The 15,342-nt window shown below is 42.9% G+C and carries 14 protein-coding genes; all 14 read left to right on the top strand.

Annotated elements, in window-relative coordinates; genetic code table 11:
* Positions 1 to 13: 13 nt before the first annotated feature.
* Positions 14 to 1,417 carry a tRNA lysidine(34) synthetase TilS gene (gene tilS / locus AC1TO6_RS19030; RefSeq protein WP_482103202.1) on the top strand — a complete coding sequence of 468 codons (1,404 nt, stop codon included), beginning with the start codon at positions 14 to 16 and terminating at the stop codon, positions 1,415 to 1,417.
* A gap of 29 nt (positions 1,418 to 1,446) precedes the next feature.
* Positions 1,447 to 1,989: a hypoxanthine phosphoribosyltransferase gene (gene hpt, locus AC1TO6_RS19025; protein WP_482103201.1), complete on the top strand. Its 543-nt coding sequence runs from the start codon at positions 1,447 to 1,449 to the stop codon at positions 1,987 to 1,989.
* Positions 1,990 to 2,119: 130 nt separating this feature from the next.
* Positions 2,120 to 4,150 carry an ATP-dependent zinc metalloprotease FtsH gene (gene ftsH, locus AC1TO6_RS19020; protein ID WP_482103200.1) on the top strand — a complete coding sequence of 677 codons (2,031 nt, stop codon included), beginning with the start codon at positions 2,120 to 2,122 and terminating at the stop codon, positions 4,148 to 4,150.
* Positions 4,151 to 4,372: 222 nt separating this feature from the next.
* Positions 4,373 to 5,137, top strand: coding sequence for a type III pantothenate kinase (locus AC1TO6_RS19015; RefSeq protein WP_482103199.1), 765 nt, complete (start codon positions 4,373 to 4,375; stop codon positions 5,135 to 5,137).
* Between the two features lie 18 nt (positions 5,138 to 5,155).
* On the top strand, positions 5,156 to 6,043 hold the full coding sequence (hslO, locus tag AC1TO6_RS19010; protein ID WP_482103198.1) for an Hsp33 family molecular chaperone HslO: 888 nt from the start codon (positions 5,156 to 5,158) through the stop codon (positions 6,041 to 6,043).
* Positions 6,021 to 6,944, top strand: coding sequence for a peptidyl-prolyl cis-trans isomerase (locus AC1TO6_RS19005; protein WP_482103197.1), 924 nt, complete (start codon positions 6,021 to 6,023; stop codon positions 6,942 to 6,944). The genes hslO and AC1TO6_RS19005 overlap by 23 nt, the downstream gene beginning before the upstream one ends.
* A 257-nt stretch (positions 6,945 to 7,201) precedes the next feature.
* Positions 7,202 to 8,128: a cysteine synthase A gene (cysK, locus tag AC1TO6_RS19000; RefSeq protein WP_482103196.1), complete on the top strand. Its 927-nt coding sequence runs from the start codon at positions 7,202 to 7,204 to the stop codon at positions 8,126 to 8,128.
* A gap of 164 nt (positions 8,129 to 8,292) precedes the next feature.
* Positions 8,293 to 9,702, top strand: coding sequence for an anthranilate synthase component I family protein (locus AC1TO6_RS18995; RefSeq protein ID WP_482103195.1), 1,410 nt, complete (start codon positions 8,293 to 8,295; stop codon positions 9,700 to 9,702).
* Between the two features lie 15 nt (positions 9,703 to 9,717).
* Positions 9,718 to 10,572 carry an aminodeoxychorismate lyase gene (pabC, locus tag AC1TO6_RS18990; protein WP_482103194.1) on the top strand — a complete coding sequence of 285 codons (855 nt, stop codon included), beginning with the start codon at positions 9,718 to 9,720 and terminating at the stop codon, positions 10,570 to 10,572.
* The gene (gene folP, locus AC1TO6_RS18985) at positions 10,572 to 11,423 is read left to right on the top strand and encodes a dihydropteroate synthase (RefSeq protein ID WP_482103193.1); all 852 of its coding nucleotides are present in this window, start codon (positions 10,572 to 10,574) and stop codon (positions 11,421 to 11,423) included. The genes pabC and folP overlap by 1 nt, the downstream gene beginning before the upstream one ends.
* A 16-nt stretch (positions 11,424 to 11,439) precedes the next feature.
* Complete coding sequence (locus tag AC1TO6_RS18980; protein ID WP_482103192.1) at positions 11,440 to 12,063, top strand: GyrI-like domain-containing protein; 624 nt, start codon at positions 11,440 to 11,442, stop codon at positions 12,061 to 12,063.
* A gap of 100 nt (positions 12,064 to 12,163) precedes the next feature.
* Positions 12,164 to 12,532 (top strand): dihydroneopterin aldolase, encoded by a 369-nt coding sequence (gene folB, locus AC1TO6_RS18975; protein WP_482103191.1) that lies wholly within the window; start codon positions 12,164 to 12,166, stop codon positions 12,530 to 12,532.
* Positions 12,529 to 13,014 (top strand): 2-amino-4-hydroxy-6-hydroxymethyldihydropteridine diphosphokinase, encoded by a 486-nt coding sequence (gene folK, locus AC1TO6_RS18970; RefSeq protein ID WP_482103190.1) that lies wholly within the window; start codon positions 12,529 to 12,531, stop codon positions 13,012 to 13,014. The genes folB and folK overlap by 4 nt, the downstream gene beginning before the upstream one ends.
* A gap of 369 nt (positions 13,015 to 13,383) precedes the next feature.
* The gene (gene lysS, locus AC1TO6_RS18965) at positions 13,384 to 14,874 is read left to right on the top strand and encodes a lysine--tRNA ligase (RefSeq protein ID WP_482103241.1); all 1,491 of its coding nucleotides are present in this window, start codon (positions 13,384 to 13,386) and stop codon (positions 14,872 to 14,874) included.
* The last annotated feature ends 468 nt before the right edge of the window (positions 14,875 to 15,342 follow it).

Genomic DNA, 15,342 nt, shown 5'->3' with positions numbered 1-15,342 from the left:
AGGAAGTCGGGCAATGGATACATTGGGACAGAAAATTTTTCGTTTCGTCAAGGATTGGTTGCTAATTTCCCCGAATGACCGTATTCTTGTCGCTTGTTCAGGGGGGGTCGATTCAGTGGCGCTACTACACTTCATGGTCTCCAATCAGGAACGAATGGGTATTGAAATCGCCGCAATTCACGTAGATCATAAATTGCGTGGAGAAGAATCGGAGGCAGACGGTACCTTTGTGAAAGAATTATGTGAATCATACGGAGTACCGTTTTTTGGTGGAAGTGTTCCGGTGCCTGAAATTATAGAGAGAGACGGCGGGAATGTGCAAGCTGTCTGCCGTGATGGAAGATATGCTTTTTTTGCAGATATCATGCAAAAACATGGTTATCCTGTCTTGGCAACAGCGCACCATGCAGAAGACCAGTTGGAAACGGTATTGATGCAAGTGACAAAAGGCAGTATGCCTTCAGGTATCCCCGTTAAACGTGCAGTGGATGGGGGTCAACTTATTCGACCATTTCTTCCTGTCATGAAAGCGGATCTCTATTCATACGCTGCTGAAAACAACTTACAGTTCCGTGAAGACCCGAGTAATGAAAGTGACGCCTACCAGCGTAACCGTTTCCGTCACCGAATCATCCCCTTCCTTCAAGATGAAAACCCGGCAGTTGCGGAAAATGCAGTGAGAATGTCAGGTTGGCTTCAGCAAGATGAAGAGTTGCTTGAAATAATGGCGAAAGACCGTTTGGATGGAATTATTAAATTCACAGAAGCGGGCTTGCCTAGCGTCGATGGAAATGCTTTCTCTAACATGCATCAAGCTTTACAAAGACGGATGATTACACTACTATTGAAGTATGTTTACAATGGGGAATTTGTGCCCGTAAAATATAATTTCGCGCTCATTAACCAACTACTGCATCATCTGGCTTCACAGAATGGAAATGTCTCCATTGACCTTCCGCGCGGTTACCGATTCATTCGGGAGTATGGGGTGTTGACGTTCGTTCGAGACACAGCAAACGAGGAAATCTCTGGGCAAAAACGATTGCCGAAAGATAGTTGGATCAGTTGGGGAAATGACGTACAGCTTTATTGGACTGATGTGGATAATCCCGCAGCACAATTATTCACGGATGCAGATGATATCATGTATTTTGATCTGCCTCATTCTGCATTGCCTCTGGGAATTAGGAACAGAGAAGATGGGGATCGGATTTTGTTACCCGGAATGTCACATCCGAAACGCTTATCCAGGTTGTTTATCGATTCGAAGGTTGCTATGACTTCGCGCAACCAATTGCCGGTACTCATTACAGCACAAGGTGAAGTGTGTGCGGTTCCGGGCTTAAGATATGGAGTGGCATTTTCGAGAAAACAAACAGATCGTAGTAAATACATAGTTAGTACAAGGAAGTTATAATTGATATGTATGAAAGAGGGGGAATTCCGATGTTGGCAAAAGATATCGAGGAAATACTGATTACAGAAGATGAAATCCAAGGGAAAATCCGTGAGCTTGGTGAAGTACTTACTGAAGAGTACCAAGATAAGTTCGTTCTTGCAATTGGCGTTCTAAAAGGCGGCTTGCCTTTCATGAGTGATCTTATTAAGCGCATTGATGCTTATATTGAACTCGATTTTATGGATGTCTCCAGTTACGGCAATGCAACAGTTTCGTCCGGTGAAGTTAAAATTGTTAAGGATTTGAATACAAGTGTCGAAGGGCGCGATGTACTTATCATTGAAGACATTATCGACAGTGGGAAGACGTTAAGCTACCTCGTAGAATTGATGAAATACCGCAAAGCAAATTCTATTAAAATTGTCACACTTCTTGATAAACCGACTGGCCGGAAAGTAGATTTAAAAGCGGATTACGTTGGTTTCATCGTACCGGATGCGTTTGTAGTCGGGTATGGACTTGATTATATGGAGAAATACAGAAACTTACCTTACATTGGTGTGCTGAAAAAGGAAATTTACTCATTTTAAGAGAGTGGTAAGTATTTCTTAAATGAGTTTGCGAAAAATTCATTTAGCTAAGGCATTTCCTTTGTAGGTGAATCATACCTATGATAAGATTTACACTAGTTTTCTGTCTAATGAAATGAGGAGGCTTGGGATGAATCGAATACTTCGATACTTTCTATTATACGGACTGATATTTCTTGCGATAATGGGGATATTCAGTTCACTAAACAACACAAACCCAAAACAGAAAGAGATTCGTTACGATGAATTTATAACTGCTTTGGAAGAGGGTAAAGTGGAAACAGTAAGTTTACAGCCAGTCCAGCTCGTCCTTGAAGTGAGGGGTAAAATGGATGGGTATGAAGAAGGTGAAGAATTCGTAACAAATGTTCTGAACGATGCTGCTATACAAGATGACATCCGTTCACTTGCTACGAAAACCAATACTGAAATTGATATCTTGCCTACTCCTGTAGCAAGCGCATGGGTTTCTTTCTTTACCGGTCTTTTACCGTTCATCATCATCTTCATTCTATTCTTCTTCCTGTTAAACCAGGCGCAAGGTGGAGGCGGCGGCGGTGGCCGTGTTATGAACTTCGGCAAGAGTAAAGCGAAGCTTCATACAGACGATCGCAAAAAAGTTCGCTTCACTGATGTTGCAGGAGCGGACGAAGAGAAAGCGGAGCTTGTGGAAGTTGTAGACTTCCTGAAAGATTCGACTAAATTCGTCGAAGTCGGAGCACGCATACCTAGAGGAATCCTGTTAGTTGGACCTCCTGGTACAGGTAAAACGCTATTGGCACGTGCGGTTGCAGGCGAAGCGGGAGTTCCGTTCTTCTCAATCTCAGGTTCTGATTTTGTGGAAATGTTCGTTGGGGTCGGGGCATCACGTGTACGTGACCTTTTCGAAAATGCTAAAAAGAATGCACCATGTATTATTTTCATCGATGAAATCGATGCGGTCGGCCGTCAACGTGGCGCAGGCCTCGGCGGTGGACACGATGAACGTGAACAAACACTGAATCAGCTTCTTGTTGAAATGGATGGGTTCGGTGAGAACGAAGGGGTTATCATAGTTGCGGCGACAAACCGACCGGATATCCTTGACCCTGCACTTCTTCGTCCAGGACGTTTCGACCGTCAAATCACAGTTGGTCGCCCGGATGTAAAAGGAAGAGAAGCAGTTCTAAAAGTCCATGCGCGCAATAAGCCACTTGATGACACTGTCAACTTGAAGGCACTTGCACAACGTACACCTGGTTTCTCGGGAGCAGACCTTGAAAACCTATTGAACGAAGCAGCGCTTGTGGCTGCAAGACGTGACAAAACGAAAATCGATATGTCTGACATCGACGAAGCAACTGACCGAGTTATTGCAGGTCCTGCGAAGACGAGCCGCGTCATATCGAAAAAAGAACGTGATATTGTAGCATTCCATGAAGCGGGTCACGTTGTTGTTGGGCTAATGCTCGATGACGCTGAAATCGTTCATAAAGTAACAATTGTTCCTCGTGGTCAGGCAGGCGGCTACGCCGTTATGCTTCCAAAAGAAGACCGTTACTTCATGACGAAGCCCGAACTTCTCGATAAAATATCAGGGCTTCTGGGTGGTCGAGTTGCAGAGGAAATTGTCCTCGGTGAAGTTTCAACTGGGGCTCACAACGACTTCCAGCGTGCAACTGGCATCGCGCGTTCGATGGTAACTGAGTACGGAATGAGCGATAAGCTAGGACCGATGCAGTTTGGTCAGTCTCAAGGGCAAGTATTCCTTGGTCGTGACTTCAACTCTGAACAAAATTATTCCGAATCGATTGCATATGAAATCGACCAAGAAATGCAACGTATTATCAAAGAACAATACGCTCGTACACATGAAATTCTATCTGGACAACGCGACTTGCTTGATTTAATTGCAACGACGCTTCTAGAAGTCGAAACACTTGATGCAGAGCAAATTAATCATCTAAAAGATCATGGTACACTGCCAGATCGTCCATATGGCCGTTATGGCTTGGATAATTTAGATGATAAACCGAAGAGTATCGATGCAGTAGAAAGTGGAGATGACGTAGTCATTTCTGATTCGACTGGAGCACCTACGGATCCGTCAATCGTTGATTTACGAAAAGAATCCGATGGCGAACAACCTCTTAGGCCAATCGAAGAAGAACGCAGAGATTAAAAATTATGAAAGCTGACTGTTTCTTTTGAAACAGTCAGCTTTTTTGTTGCAAAATAATGTCTTTATGTCCGATACTTTACTGTATGGGAAGAATTAAACTTGCACCCATCCTCAATGTGACCCTGTTCAATGTGTCGCCATTCAAGCCACTTCTGCTTTTGTTCATAGCTTGGTATGTGGTATGATATGTTGGAAAATGACGAAGTTAGCGGGGGAACCAATATGATTCTAGTGCTGGATACAGGAAATACAAATATTGTCCTTGGTGTCTATGAACAAGGAGAACTTAAACATCATTGGCGTATGGAAACTTATCGACATAAGACGGAAGATGAATATGCGATGCAAGTAAAGTCGATGTTTTCACATGTCGGACTAACTTTTGACGATGTACGTGGCATTATCATTTCATCGGTCGTCCCGCCTGTTATGTTTCCATTGGAGCAAATGTGCAGAAAATACTTCAATCAAAAACCACTAATAGTTGGACCAGGTCTCAAAACTGGATTGAATATCAAGTACGAAAATCCGCGTGAAGTTGGTGCAGACCGGATTGTCAATGCGGTTGCAGCAATTCATGAATATGGAACTCCGCTGATTATTGTCGATTTTGGGACGGCAACGACCTATTGTTATGTAAATGAAAAAGGCGAGTATATGGGTGGGGCAATTGCGCCAGGTATCGGAATTTCATTGGAAGCATTGTTCGACCGGGCATCTAAATTGCCTCGTATCGAGCTCACGAAGCCAGAGCATGTTGTAGGGAAAAACACTGTAGCCGCTATGCAGGCTGGAATTGTTTATGGATATGTTGGACAAGTTGATGGTATTGTTGCCCGTATGAAAGCACAGAGTAAGGAAGAACCTACCGTCATTGCTACGGGAGGGCTTGCAGATCTTATTGCAAGTGAGACGACAGTTATTGATATTGTTGACAACTTTCTGACGCTAAAGGGGCTTCATCTAATATACGAAAGAAACATGTAGAAGGAGTAGATATTTTAAATGAAAGATTACTTAGTAAAAGCACTTGCATTTGAAGGGACAATCCGCGCGTATGCGGTACGCTCAACAGAAACGGTGTCTGAAGTACAACGCCGCCACAGCATGTGGCCGACAGCGACGGCAGCTCTTGGGCGTTCAATGACGGCGACTGTTATGATGGGTGCCATGTCAAAGGGCGAAGATAAACTGACAATTAAAATTGACGGCAATGGTCCAATTGGTTCAATGGTTATCGATGCAAATGCACATGGCGAAGTTCGGGGATATGCATCGAACCCACAAACGCATTTTGACTTGAATGAAATGGGTAAACTCGACGTAAAACGTGCGGTTGGAACAGAAGGGATGCTTTCAGTCGTAAAAGATTTAGGTCTTCGCGATTTCTTTACAGGGCAGGTTCCGATTGTATCCGGCGAGATTGCTGAAGACTTTACGGAGTACTTTGTCGTTTCGGAGCAGGTGCCTTCTGCAGTGGGACTAGGTGTTCTCGTAAATCCTGACAATACAGTTAAAGCCTCGGGCGGTTTTATAATCCAGGTTATGCCTGGTGCATCGGAGGAAACGATTGTACAACTTGAAGAGCGTATTGCTAACGTCGAACCAATTTCATCATTAATCAACCGCGGTCTTACACCTGAGGAAATACTTTATGAAGTACTCGGTTCTGAAAATGTGGAAATTCTAGACCAAATTGATGTTTCATTCGAATGTAATTGTTCAAAAGACAGATTTGGTAATGCAATCATTGGCCTTGGAGAGCAGGAAATCAGAGAAATGATTGACGAGGATGGAAAAGCTGAAGCACATTGCCATTTCTGTATGGAAACGTATGTGTATCCAAAAGAAGAGCTGGAAGGCTTTATCGATGAAATACAATCGAGGGCCTGAGTCTGGGACGGAAAGTTCACAGACACGTAAACTAAAGACGAAACCACTTGTTCTCCTAATTGCAATTCTATTACTGTTTAATATCTTTTGGTTTGTAGGTTGGCTTATGCCGAACAAATCAAAGCAAACAGATGAAGTAGTGGCATCGGTTTCCGGTAAGCCAATTACAAGAGAACAGTGGATGACTGCGATGGAAAAAGAAGTGGGTCACGAAACGCTCCTAGATCTAGTAAATGACTTGGTGATGGAAGTGGCTGCAGATCAGTATGAAATTGAAGTGTCCGATAAGGAGATTAACCTTGAAATGGCGCTTATCCGTTCCGTTGACGGCCGTTCCATTTCAGGTCAAGATGAAGAAAAGATGCGTCAAAAAATCCATTCCAATCTCATCCTTGAAAAAGTGTTAACGAAAGACATTGTGGTGAAAGACGATGCGATTAAGAATCATTACGATGAAAATAGTTCACTTTATAATATCCAAACTTCCTATCGAACCTCTATTATTATTGTTCCGACGAAAGACGAAGCAAAACAGACAATTGATGAACTGTCAAAAGGCTCAAGCTTCGACGTACTTGCAAAAGAGCGGTCGACGGATCTTGCATCAGCAAGCCTTGGTGGGGATATCGGCTATATCAACGATTCGACAGATTCAATTGACTTGGCTATCGTTGAAGCAGTGTCCGGAGTGAAAGAAGGAACGATAAGTGATGTAATAGCTTTGAGTGACGGTACTTACTCGGTTTTGCGTGTGAATGAGGTAGTGAAGGGGCAATCTTTTAAATTTAAAGAAGTAAAAGATCATATTAGGCGTGAGCTTGCAATTGAACAACTTCCACAAGCGGTTAACCCGGAGGCGTTCTGGGAAGAGTTTGATGCGGAATGGTTTTATGGTAAATGATAGATAGCTGTCCGGAAGTCGACTTTAATCGGCATATCCGGATAGCTTTTCTTGTCTTCGGGCATAGGATAACTTCTAGATAGGAATTTCGACTTGGTTACGGCATTATGCACTATTGGTCTGTCAGAGGGTTAATCTTTAAGGGGAGTAAAAGAATATATATTGTGCGCGTTCAATTGTTGACAATGTTCACATAATGGTAGTAAAATTAGTATTATAAAACATATCAAATTAGTAGGGATTGGGAGAGGGTAAAAATGACATTAGTTGGAAACTCCATTGCAGACTTAGTTGGGAAAACACCTCTTGTTAAAATGAACAGAATGACAGGTGCAGAAGATGCGGATATTTATTTGAAACTTGAATATATGAATCCGGGATCGAGCGTCAAAGACCGTATTGCGCTTGCAATGATTGAGGCTGCTGAAAAGTCGGGTGATTTGAAAGAAGGAAGTACGATAATCGAACCGACAAGCGGAAACACAGGAATTGGGCTTGCAATGATCGCTGCGGCAAAAGGCTATAAAGCGGTTCTCGTTATGCCAGATACGATGAGTTCTGAACGACGCAATTTGCTTCGGGCTTATGGTGCAGATCTTGTACTTACGCCGGGTGCTGAAGGAATGAAGGGCGCCATTGGAAAAGCTGAAACACTAGCAAAGGAAAATGGTTGGTTTATGCCACAACAATTTAACAATGAGGCAAACCCTGAAATACATCGCTTAACAACAGGTCCTGAAATTGCCGACGCACTAGACCGTGTGGACGCATTCATTTCTGGAATTGGAACGGGCGGTACGATTACAGGAGCGGGTCTCGTCTTGAAAGAGCGTTTTCCGGAAGTGAGCATTATCGCAGTTGAACCGACAGACTCTCCCGTACTTTCAGGCGGTAAGCCGGGACCACATAAAATTCAAGGTATTGGTGCAGGATTCGTTCCAAAAGTTCTCGACACGGAAGTCTACAACGAAATTATCCAAGTGACGAACGACGAAGCGTATGAAACGGCAAGACGTGCAGCTCGAGAAGAGGGTATTCTGGGCGGCGTTTCATCAGGAGCGGCAATCTTTGCAGCTTTACAAGTTGCGAAGAAACTTGGTAAAGGGAAGGTAGTCGTTGCGATTCTTCCTTCTAATGGAGAACGTTACTTAAGTACACCACTTTATCAATTTGACGAAGAATAATTAAATGCAGCTAGAAGGTGCTAAAATGCACCTTCTTTTTTATTTCAATTTTATTGGTTTTAGATGTTCTTCGAATAAAAAAGGAATTCACGCTAATTGTTATAGCGTAAAAAGGCTTTTTCCCTGTAAGATGAAGTTACTAAAGTTATCGGGAGGAAACTGGGATGCACAAACAAAAGATCGATTATACAACATTGTCGATGACGAAAGAACAATTTTTCTATGGCTATAAAGAATTGGCTCATATGCATGACACTCATGTCCTTCTTGAAAGTGGACGGGGCGGGGCATTATGTATGGCGGGAATTGACCCTCTTGTTACATTGCGGACATTGAACGAGAAAAAGTTACAACTAATTTGGCGTGATGGCACAGAGGAAGTAAGAGAAGGAGATCCCCTCGAACTACTAAATGAGTTTGTTCAGTCATATGAAATTGAATCTATTCCTGGACTGCCGGATTTTCAAGGCGGTGCAATAGGTTTCATAAGCTACGATTATGTCCGAACTTATGAAAATATTCCAGACGATACAATGGACGACTTGGATACACCCGACTTATTCTTCTGTCTGTTCGACCGCTGGGCGGTTCTTGATTGTAAGAATGAAATGGCTTATTTCATGACACTCCCAGATAGTGATTTAGAACCCTCGGAGCTAGAATCCGACTGGGTAGCCGCTGCGTTAGCGGGAATAAGCAAGCAAGTTTTCGCGCCAGGGGATGCTAAAGAGGTCTCTATTAGTGAAAAAAATCTAGCTGTTTCTGTTACGGGGCCGCAATTTGCGCAGATGGTTCGTGACGTGCAGAATTATATTTCAAGCGGGGATGTTGTTCAAGTCAATCTCTCGGTAAGGCAATCACAATTGCTGACAGCAAATCCGCTTGATATGTATGAAGCGCTACGCTCATTTAATCCATCTCCTTATATGGCTTCAATCGGGTCCTCGGAATTCTCCGTTGTCTCGGGTTCACCCGAGCTACTGCTGAAAAAGCGTGGAGATGAAATGAGTACGCGTCCAATTGGTGGTACGCGCCCTAGGGGGAAAGACGAAACTGAGGATGCTGCGCTTCATGCTGAATTATTGTCGAACAAAAAAGAGACGGGCGAACATATTATGCTTGTAGATCTGGAACGAGAAGACTTTGAACGTGTTTGTAAAACAGGAACGGTTGAAACAGATGAATTCATGGTCGTGGAAAAATATTCACACGTGATGCATCTCGTGTCGAACGTCCGAGGAAAAGCTGCAGAAGGCATATCTAATGCTGATATTGTCAAAGGTGTATTCCCAGGGGGTTCCATCACAGGTTCTCCGAAACTCCGGACAATGGAAATTATTGAAGAACTAGAACCCACGCGAAGAGGATTGTATACGGGTTCAATCGGTTGGTTTGGCTTTAATGGTGATTTTGAACTTAATATTGTCATCCGTACTGTCTATATTAAGGACGGCATTGCACATATCCAGGCAGGCGCAGGTCTTGTCGCCGATTCAGTGCCGGAAGCAGAATATGTAGAATCGTTAAATAAGGCAAAAGCGCTTTGGCAGGCAAAAGCGATGGTGGAGAAGTAAGATAGGAGGTTCGTTATGTGGTGTTGGATGAATGGTGAATTCCTGCGAGCGGACGAGTTAAAGATTTCACCCTTCGATCACGGTTTTCTGTATGGAGCTGGCTTTTTCGAAACGTTCCGAACGTATAAGGGTAATGTATTCTTGTATGATAAACATATGGATAGACTACATGCTGCACTCACAGAGTATCGGATTTCGATGCCTTACGATGAAATGGAAATTCTCACTGCTGTAGGTAGACTGGATGAACTGAATGGCGGCAGTGATGGCTATTTCAGGCTAAATGTCTCGGCGGGAGTCCATGATATCGGTCTTGCACCTTCTTCCTATGCAATGCCGAACGTTATTTTGTTTAGAAAAGAATTGGTTCCGACTGTTCGAGGTACGGAGAAGAGGGCAGTCTGGCTTGAGACGCCGCGTAATAATCCAGAAAGTACGGTACGTCATAAGTCGCACAACTTCCTTAACAATGTAAAGGGGAGACTGGAGCTATCTTCGTTGAAAGAGATGGAAGGTCTTTTCGTAACTGCTGAAGGTTATGTTGCTGAAGGCGTTACGTCAAATGTATTCTGGTTGAAGGATGGCGTATTATTTACGCCGACTATCGAAACGGGGATTCTCCCGGGGACGACACGTGCGTTTATCATAGAAAGTGCTAAGTCTGCCGAAATCACCGTGAATGAAGGGTTTTATGGTAAAGAAGATGTAGAATCTGCTGACGAGGTATTTGTAACGAACGCTGTGCAGGAAATCGTGCCCCTATCCATGATTGAAGAAATACAGCTTCCGGGAGCGGCGGGTGGTTTTTATAAAAGGCTCCATGAATACTACTTGCGGGCGATAGATGATATGAAAGAAGGTTATCGGTAATGAAATTGATTCATGCACGTGATACATACCAGTTTGGAAATGTAGAAATGGATTTTAAAAAAGAAACGGTTATCATGGGAATTTTGAATGTGACGCCCGATTCGTTTTCAGATGGCGGAAAATATGGCCGCATTGACGCTGCGCTTAAGCGTGCGGAAGAAATGCTTCGAGATGGAGCAAAAATTATTGATGTGGGCGGTGAATCCACTCGTCCAGGACATATTCCGATTTCATTGGAAGAAGAGCTTGAACGAACGGTTCCAATTATCAAGGCTTTGACGAATGAATTTGGATGCACCGTGTCGATTGATACATATAAAGCTGGCGTCGCAGAAGAAGCAATCTTGGCAGGCGCAAGGATCATCAATGATATTTGGGGAGCAAAACGCGAACCGTATATTGCAGACGTTGCAGCAAAACATAATGTGCCCATTATTCTAATGCACAATCGTGAGAAGGCGGAGTACGAAGGTAACTTTATGGATGAAGTTATCGCTGATTTGAAAGAAAGTGTAGGGATTGCTGTTGCGGCAGGTGTAACGCATGATAATATCTGGCTCGATCCGGGTATTGGGTTTGTCCGGAATGCAATTCAAAATATATGGACAATGCAAGGGCTCGATCGAATAGCTGAGATGGGGTACCCAGTACTTCTCGGAACATCGCGAAAATCGCTGATTGGAAGCGTTCTTGGCTTACCTGTTGAGGAACGACTTGAAGGAACAGGAGCAACTGTTTGTTACGGAATCGAACATGGCTGCCATATTGTGCGTGTGCATGACGTGAAAGAAATTGCCCGTATGGCAAAAATGATGGATGTGCTAACTGGGAAAACGGATTTCGAACAATAGGAGGAGTCCATTTTAAATGATGAAGTATGAGTGGCGAAAAGAGGATAAAGAAATCTATTTGCCAAAACAGACACCCACTATTTACGATGACATCGAAAAGTTGTATATCATAGTACAGGGTGAAGGGCATCCAGATAGCGATTTGTTCCGGTCAAACGTGGAACTTTTATATGCGTTGTCTTATAGTATTCGAATGATGCCAAAGAGTGGTTACACACCAAAAGACTACTATGAATATACAGTATTTCCGCTTGAGGGAATTTGGGATTTAGATGAAGAGGGCAGAAAATTGGATTACCTCGATAAAAATCATTTTGTTTATCAATTAATGATCAGACAGCCTGACTTTGTGACGAGCGAAGTTTTTCAAAGGGCTGTTGAAAACGTGCGGGCCAAAAAGAAACATATACCAGTCGATGCGGCAACACTTGAGCCGTTTTCTGATGGATTATCTGTTCAGATGATGCACCATGGTAGTTACGATAAAGAACCAGCAACGTTTTCTATAATGGAAAAGTATTGCGAGGAACAAGGTTTGATCCGAATTGAAAAAAGTCATAGAGAAATCTATATCACAGACGCTAGAAGAACAGCACCAGAGAAATTAAAGACTGTGCTTAGATTTAAAGTTTCAAAATAAGAAATGTAGTTTAATTGAGGAAGTAAATAAGTTGTGTACGTACGCTAACTTAAAGGTGGGTCACCCCATTGCTTTATCAGTCATACGAGGAGGATGCGGTATGGATTATATTCATCTGAACGAATTGGAGTTTTACGGCTATCACGGTGCACTGCCGGAAGAGACAAGGCTTGGTCAGCGTTTTCGAGTGACGGTTTCGCTTGCAACAGATTTGTCGGAAGCGGGAAAGACAGACAATCTGGATAAAACGGTTAATTATGCTGAAGTATATAGCTTGTGTCGAACAATCATAGAAGGCGAACCTGTAAAACTGATCGAAACAGTTGCAGAAAATATTGCGACAAAGGTATTGGTAATGTTTGCAGATAAAGTGACTGGCGTTCGTGTGATACTTGTAAAACCTGATCCACCGATTCCGGGCCATTATACATCTGTATCGGTAGACATTACGAGGGGGCACTTTCAATGAATGTTGCGTACCTCTCTTTGGGTTCGAACATCGGTGATAGGCTGCATCATTTGAAAGAATCGGTTCGAGCGCTTCATGTAAGTAATGGCACAACGGTTACATCGATATCGTCAATTTATGAAACAGTGCCTGTTGGCTATACAAATCAGGCAGACTTTCTTAACCTGGTTATCCGTGTTGAAACAGATTTAACAGCACATGAACTGTTGGTGGTGTGTCAAAGTATAGAACAAGAGCTTGGCCGAGTTCGTGAAGTCAAGTGGGGTCCTCGGACTGTAGACCTTGATATTCTGTTGTATAATAACGACAATATTGAAACGGAGAATTTGGTTGTACCGCACCCAAGAATGCATGAGCGGGCATTTGTTCTAATTCCTCTTCTAGAAATAGCTCCTTTAATTGCCGATTCGATGGTAGATACAGGCGTTATACTTTGGAAGAAGCTTAACGAAGTTGATGAATTCCTGCAAGAAGGGGAATGACACATACCATATACCATAGCTGTTCTGTCGGCGGGATAGGTAATAGAATATCCGTAACATGGTCAATACAATGAAAACGGCTGATGAGTTAACGAACCTTATGAACGGCTTTGGTGATGAAATGATGAAACGTGATCAAGTAGCAGTTAGTATAAGTTCTGTTTGCGTTGGATAAGTCGGGCTGTCACGCGTTGTGGCAGCCTTTTTCGATACGGATAAGTTAAAAGTTGGAGATTTTTCGTCAAGACAACAGTTATTCTTGGTGTTATTAGATGATGTGAATAAGTAAAACGTGTTTGGGTGGCGCAAATTGTGTACAATAGATGCATGCTATCTTATGCAGCGGATAATGATGAAGGAGTGAAAGAAATGTCACATTTGGATGAAATGAACGATCAGCTTTTGGTGAGACGCCAAAAGATGGAAGATATACGGGAAAGTGGACTAGACCCATTCGGCTCAAGATTCGAGCGGACACATCTATCGAATGAAATCCGGGAGCGTTTTGAAGAGATTTCAAAAGAAGACCTCGATGAAACGCCTCATACAGTAACAATTGCAGGTCGTATCATGACGAAGCGCGGTAAAGGAAAAGCTGGATTTGCGAATCTGCAAGATCTTGGCGGCCAGGTTCAAATCTACGTAAGACAAGATGCGATTGGTGAAGATGCTTACAAACTCTACAATAGTACAGATCTTGGGGACATTATCGGGATTACAGGGACAATCTTCAAGACGAAAGTTGGAGAACTCTCTATTAAAGCGACAGAATTCACATTCCTTACAAAAGCGCTGCGTCCATTACCTGAGAAATTCCACGGGTTGAAAGATATAGAACAACGTTACCGTCAGCGTTATTTGGATTTGATTGCGACGGAAGGTAGTAAAGAGACATTCATTCTAAGAAGTCGTATCATCCAGTCGATGCGCCGTTACTTGGATGGACAAGGTTTTCTTGAAGTAGAGACACCGATGCTACATGCGATTGCAGGAGGAGCATCTGCACGCCCATTCGTCACACATCATAATACGCTCGACATGACACTTTACATGCGGATTGCAATCGAGCTTCATTTGAAGCGTCTAATTGTCGGTGGACTTGAGAAGGTATATGAAATAGGACGCGTATTCCGTAACGAAGGAATTTCAACGCGCCATAATCCGGAATTTACAATGATAGAATTATATGAAGCGTACGCGGATTATAACGACATCATGGAATTGACCGAAAACTTAGTAGCTCATATCGCCCAAGATGTGCTCGGCACGATGCAAGTGCAGTATGGAGAAGATGTGATTGATTTAGCGCCAGGATGGAAACGTCTGCATATGGCTGATGCGATAAAAGAGTATACGGGTGTTGATTTCTGGAAAGAGATGACTAAAGAAGAAGCTCATTCATTAGCTAAAGAACACGGGGTAGAAGTTAAACCATTGATGGAAGTGGGACATGTGTTGAATGAGTTCTTCGAACAGAAGGTAGAAGAGCAACTTGTGCAACCGACGTTTATCTATGGACATCCTATTGAAATTTCTCCACTTGCGAAAAAGAATGCACAAGATAGCCGCTTTACGGATCGTTTTGAGTTGTTCATTGTACGACGTGAACATGCGAATGCATTTACAGAATTGAATGATCCGATTGATCAACGTGAACGTTTTGAATCACAACTTGTAGAAAAGGAACAAGGGAATGATGAAGCGCACGACATGGATGAGGATTTCATCGAGGCACTTGAGTATGGATTACCGCCAACTGGAGGACTTGGAATCGGTGTGGATCGCCTTGTCATGCTGTTGACAAATGCACAATCAATTCGTGACATCTTACTGTTCCCGCAAATGCGCCCGAAAGAATAAATGGAGTTAACCGCTGTGTAATGCCTATTAAAGGGCTTTTACACAGCGTTTTTTATAGATTTGGATAAAAAGATGAAACTAATTCAAAATTAGTGTTGCATTAAAAGTAGCCAGGTGATATATTAGATAACGTTGCCAGTCCGACACATCGTGTTTAGTCAAAACTTGAAAAAAGAAATTGAAATTAGTTGTTGACACGGACGACGTAACTTGGTATGATATAAGAGTTGCCACTGAAACAAGCGGCAAACAAATAAAGAGGAATGCAAATCAGTTCCTCGCCAAATGAACCTTGAAAACTGAACAGCAAAACATCAATGAGATATCGCGAGAGTGTGAACGCACTTGAGCAAAACGTTTCAAAGTAAGTCGATTTCGGTCGAACGAAAAGAAACACACACAAGAATCTTCGGATTCGAGTCAGCAAGAAATGAGCTATTCATTTTCTTCTATTATGGAGAGTTTGAT

It is taken from the genome of Sporosarcina sp. Y352, from assembly GCF_056786535.1.
This window is presented reverse-complemented; position numbering and strand designations above follow the sequence as displayed.

Excerpts from the sequence above, each read along its gene's own strand:
- folK (WP_482103190.1), top strand. The coding sequence starts at position 12,529 with ATGAATGTTGCGTACCTCTCTTTGGGTTCGAACATCGGTGATAGGCTG.
- pabC (WP_482103194.1), top strand. The coding sequence starts at position 9,718 with ATGTGGTGTTGGATGAATGGTGAATTCCTGCGAGCGGACGAGTTAAAG.
- AC1TO6_RS19015 (WP_482103199.1), top strand. The coding sequence starts at position 4,373 with ATGATTCTAGTGCTGGATACAGGAAATACAAATATTGTCCTTGGTGTC.
- ftsH (WP_482103200.1), top strand. The coding sequence starts at position 2,120 with ATGAATCGAATACTTCGATACTTTCTATTATACGGACTGATATTTCTT.
- AC1TO6_RS18980 (WP_482103192.1), top strand. The coding sequence starts at position 11,440 with ATGATGAAGTATGAGTGGCGAAAAGAGGATAAAGAAATCTATTTGCCA.
- cysK (WP_482103196.1), top strand. The coding sequence starts at position 7,202 with ATGACATTAGTTGGAAACTCCATTGCAGACTTAGTTGGGAAAACACCT.
- hpt (WP_482103201.1), top strand. The coding sequence starts at position 1,447 with ATGTTGGCAAAAGATATCGAGGAAATACTGATTACAGAAGATGAAATC.
- folP (WP_482103193.1), top strand. The coding sequence starts at position 10,572 with ATGAAATTGATTCATGCACGTGATACATACCAGTTTGGAAATGTAGAA.
- tilS (WP_482103202.1), top strand. The coding sequence starts at position 14 with ATGGATACATTGGGACAGAAAATTTTTCGTTTCGTCAAGGATTGGTTG.
- AC1TO6_RS18995 (WP_482103195.1), top strand. The coding sequence starts at position 8,293 with ATGCACAAACAAAAGATCGATTATACAACATTGTCGATGACGAAAGAA.
- lysS (WP_482103241.1), top strand. The coding sequence starts at position 13,384 with ATGTCACATTTGGATGAAATGAACGATCAGCTTTTGGTGAGACGCCAA.
- hslO (WP_482103198.1), top strand. The coding sequence starts at position 5,156 with ATGAAAGATTACTTAGTAAAAGCACTTGCATTTGAAGGGACAATCCGC.
- AC1TO6_RS19005 (WP_482103197.1), top strand. The coding sequence starts at position 6,021 with ATGAAATACAATCGAGGGCCTGAGTCTGGGACGGAAAGTTCACAGACA.
- folB (WP_482103191.1), top strand. The coding sequence starts at position 12,164 with ATGGATTATATTCATCTGAACGAATTGGAGTTTTACGGCTATCACGGT.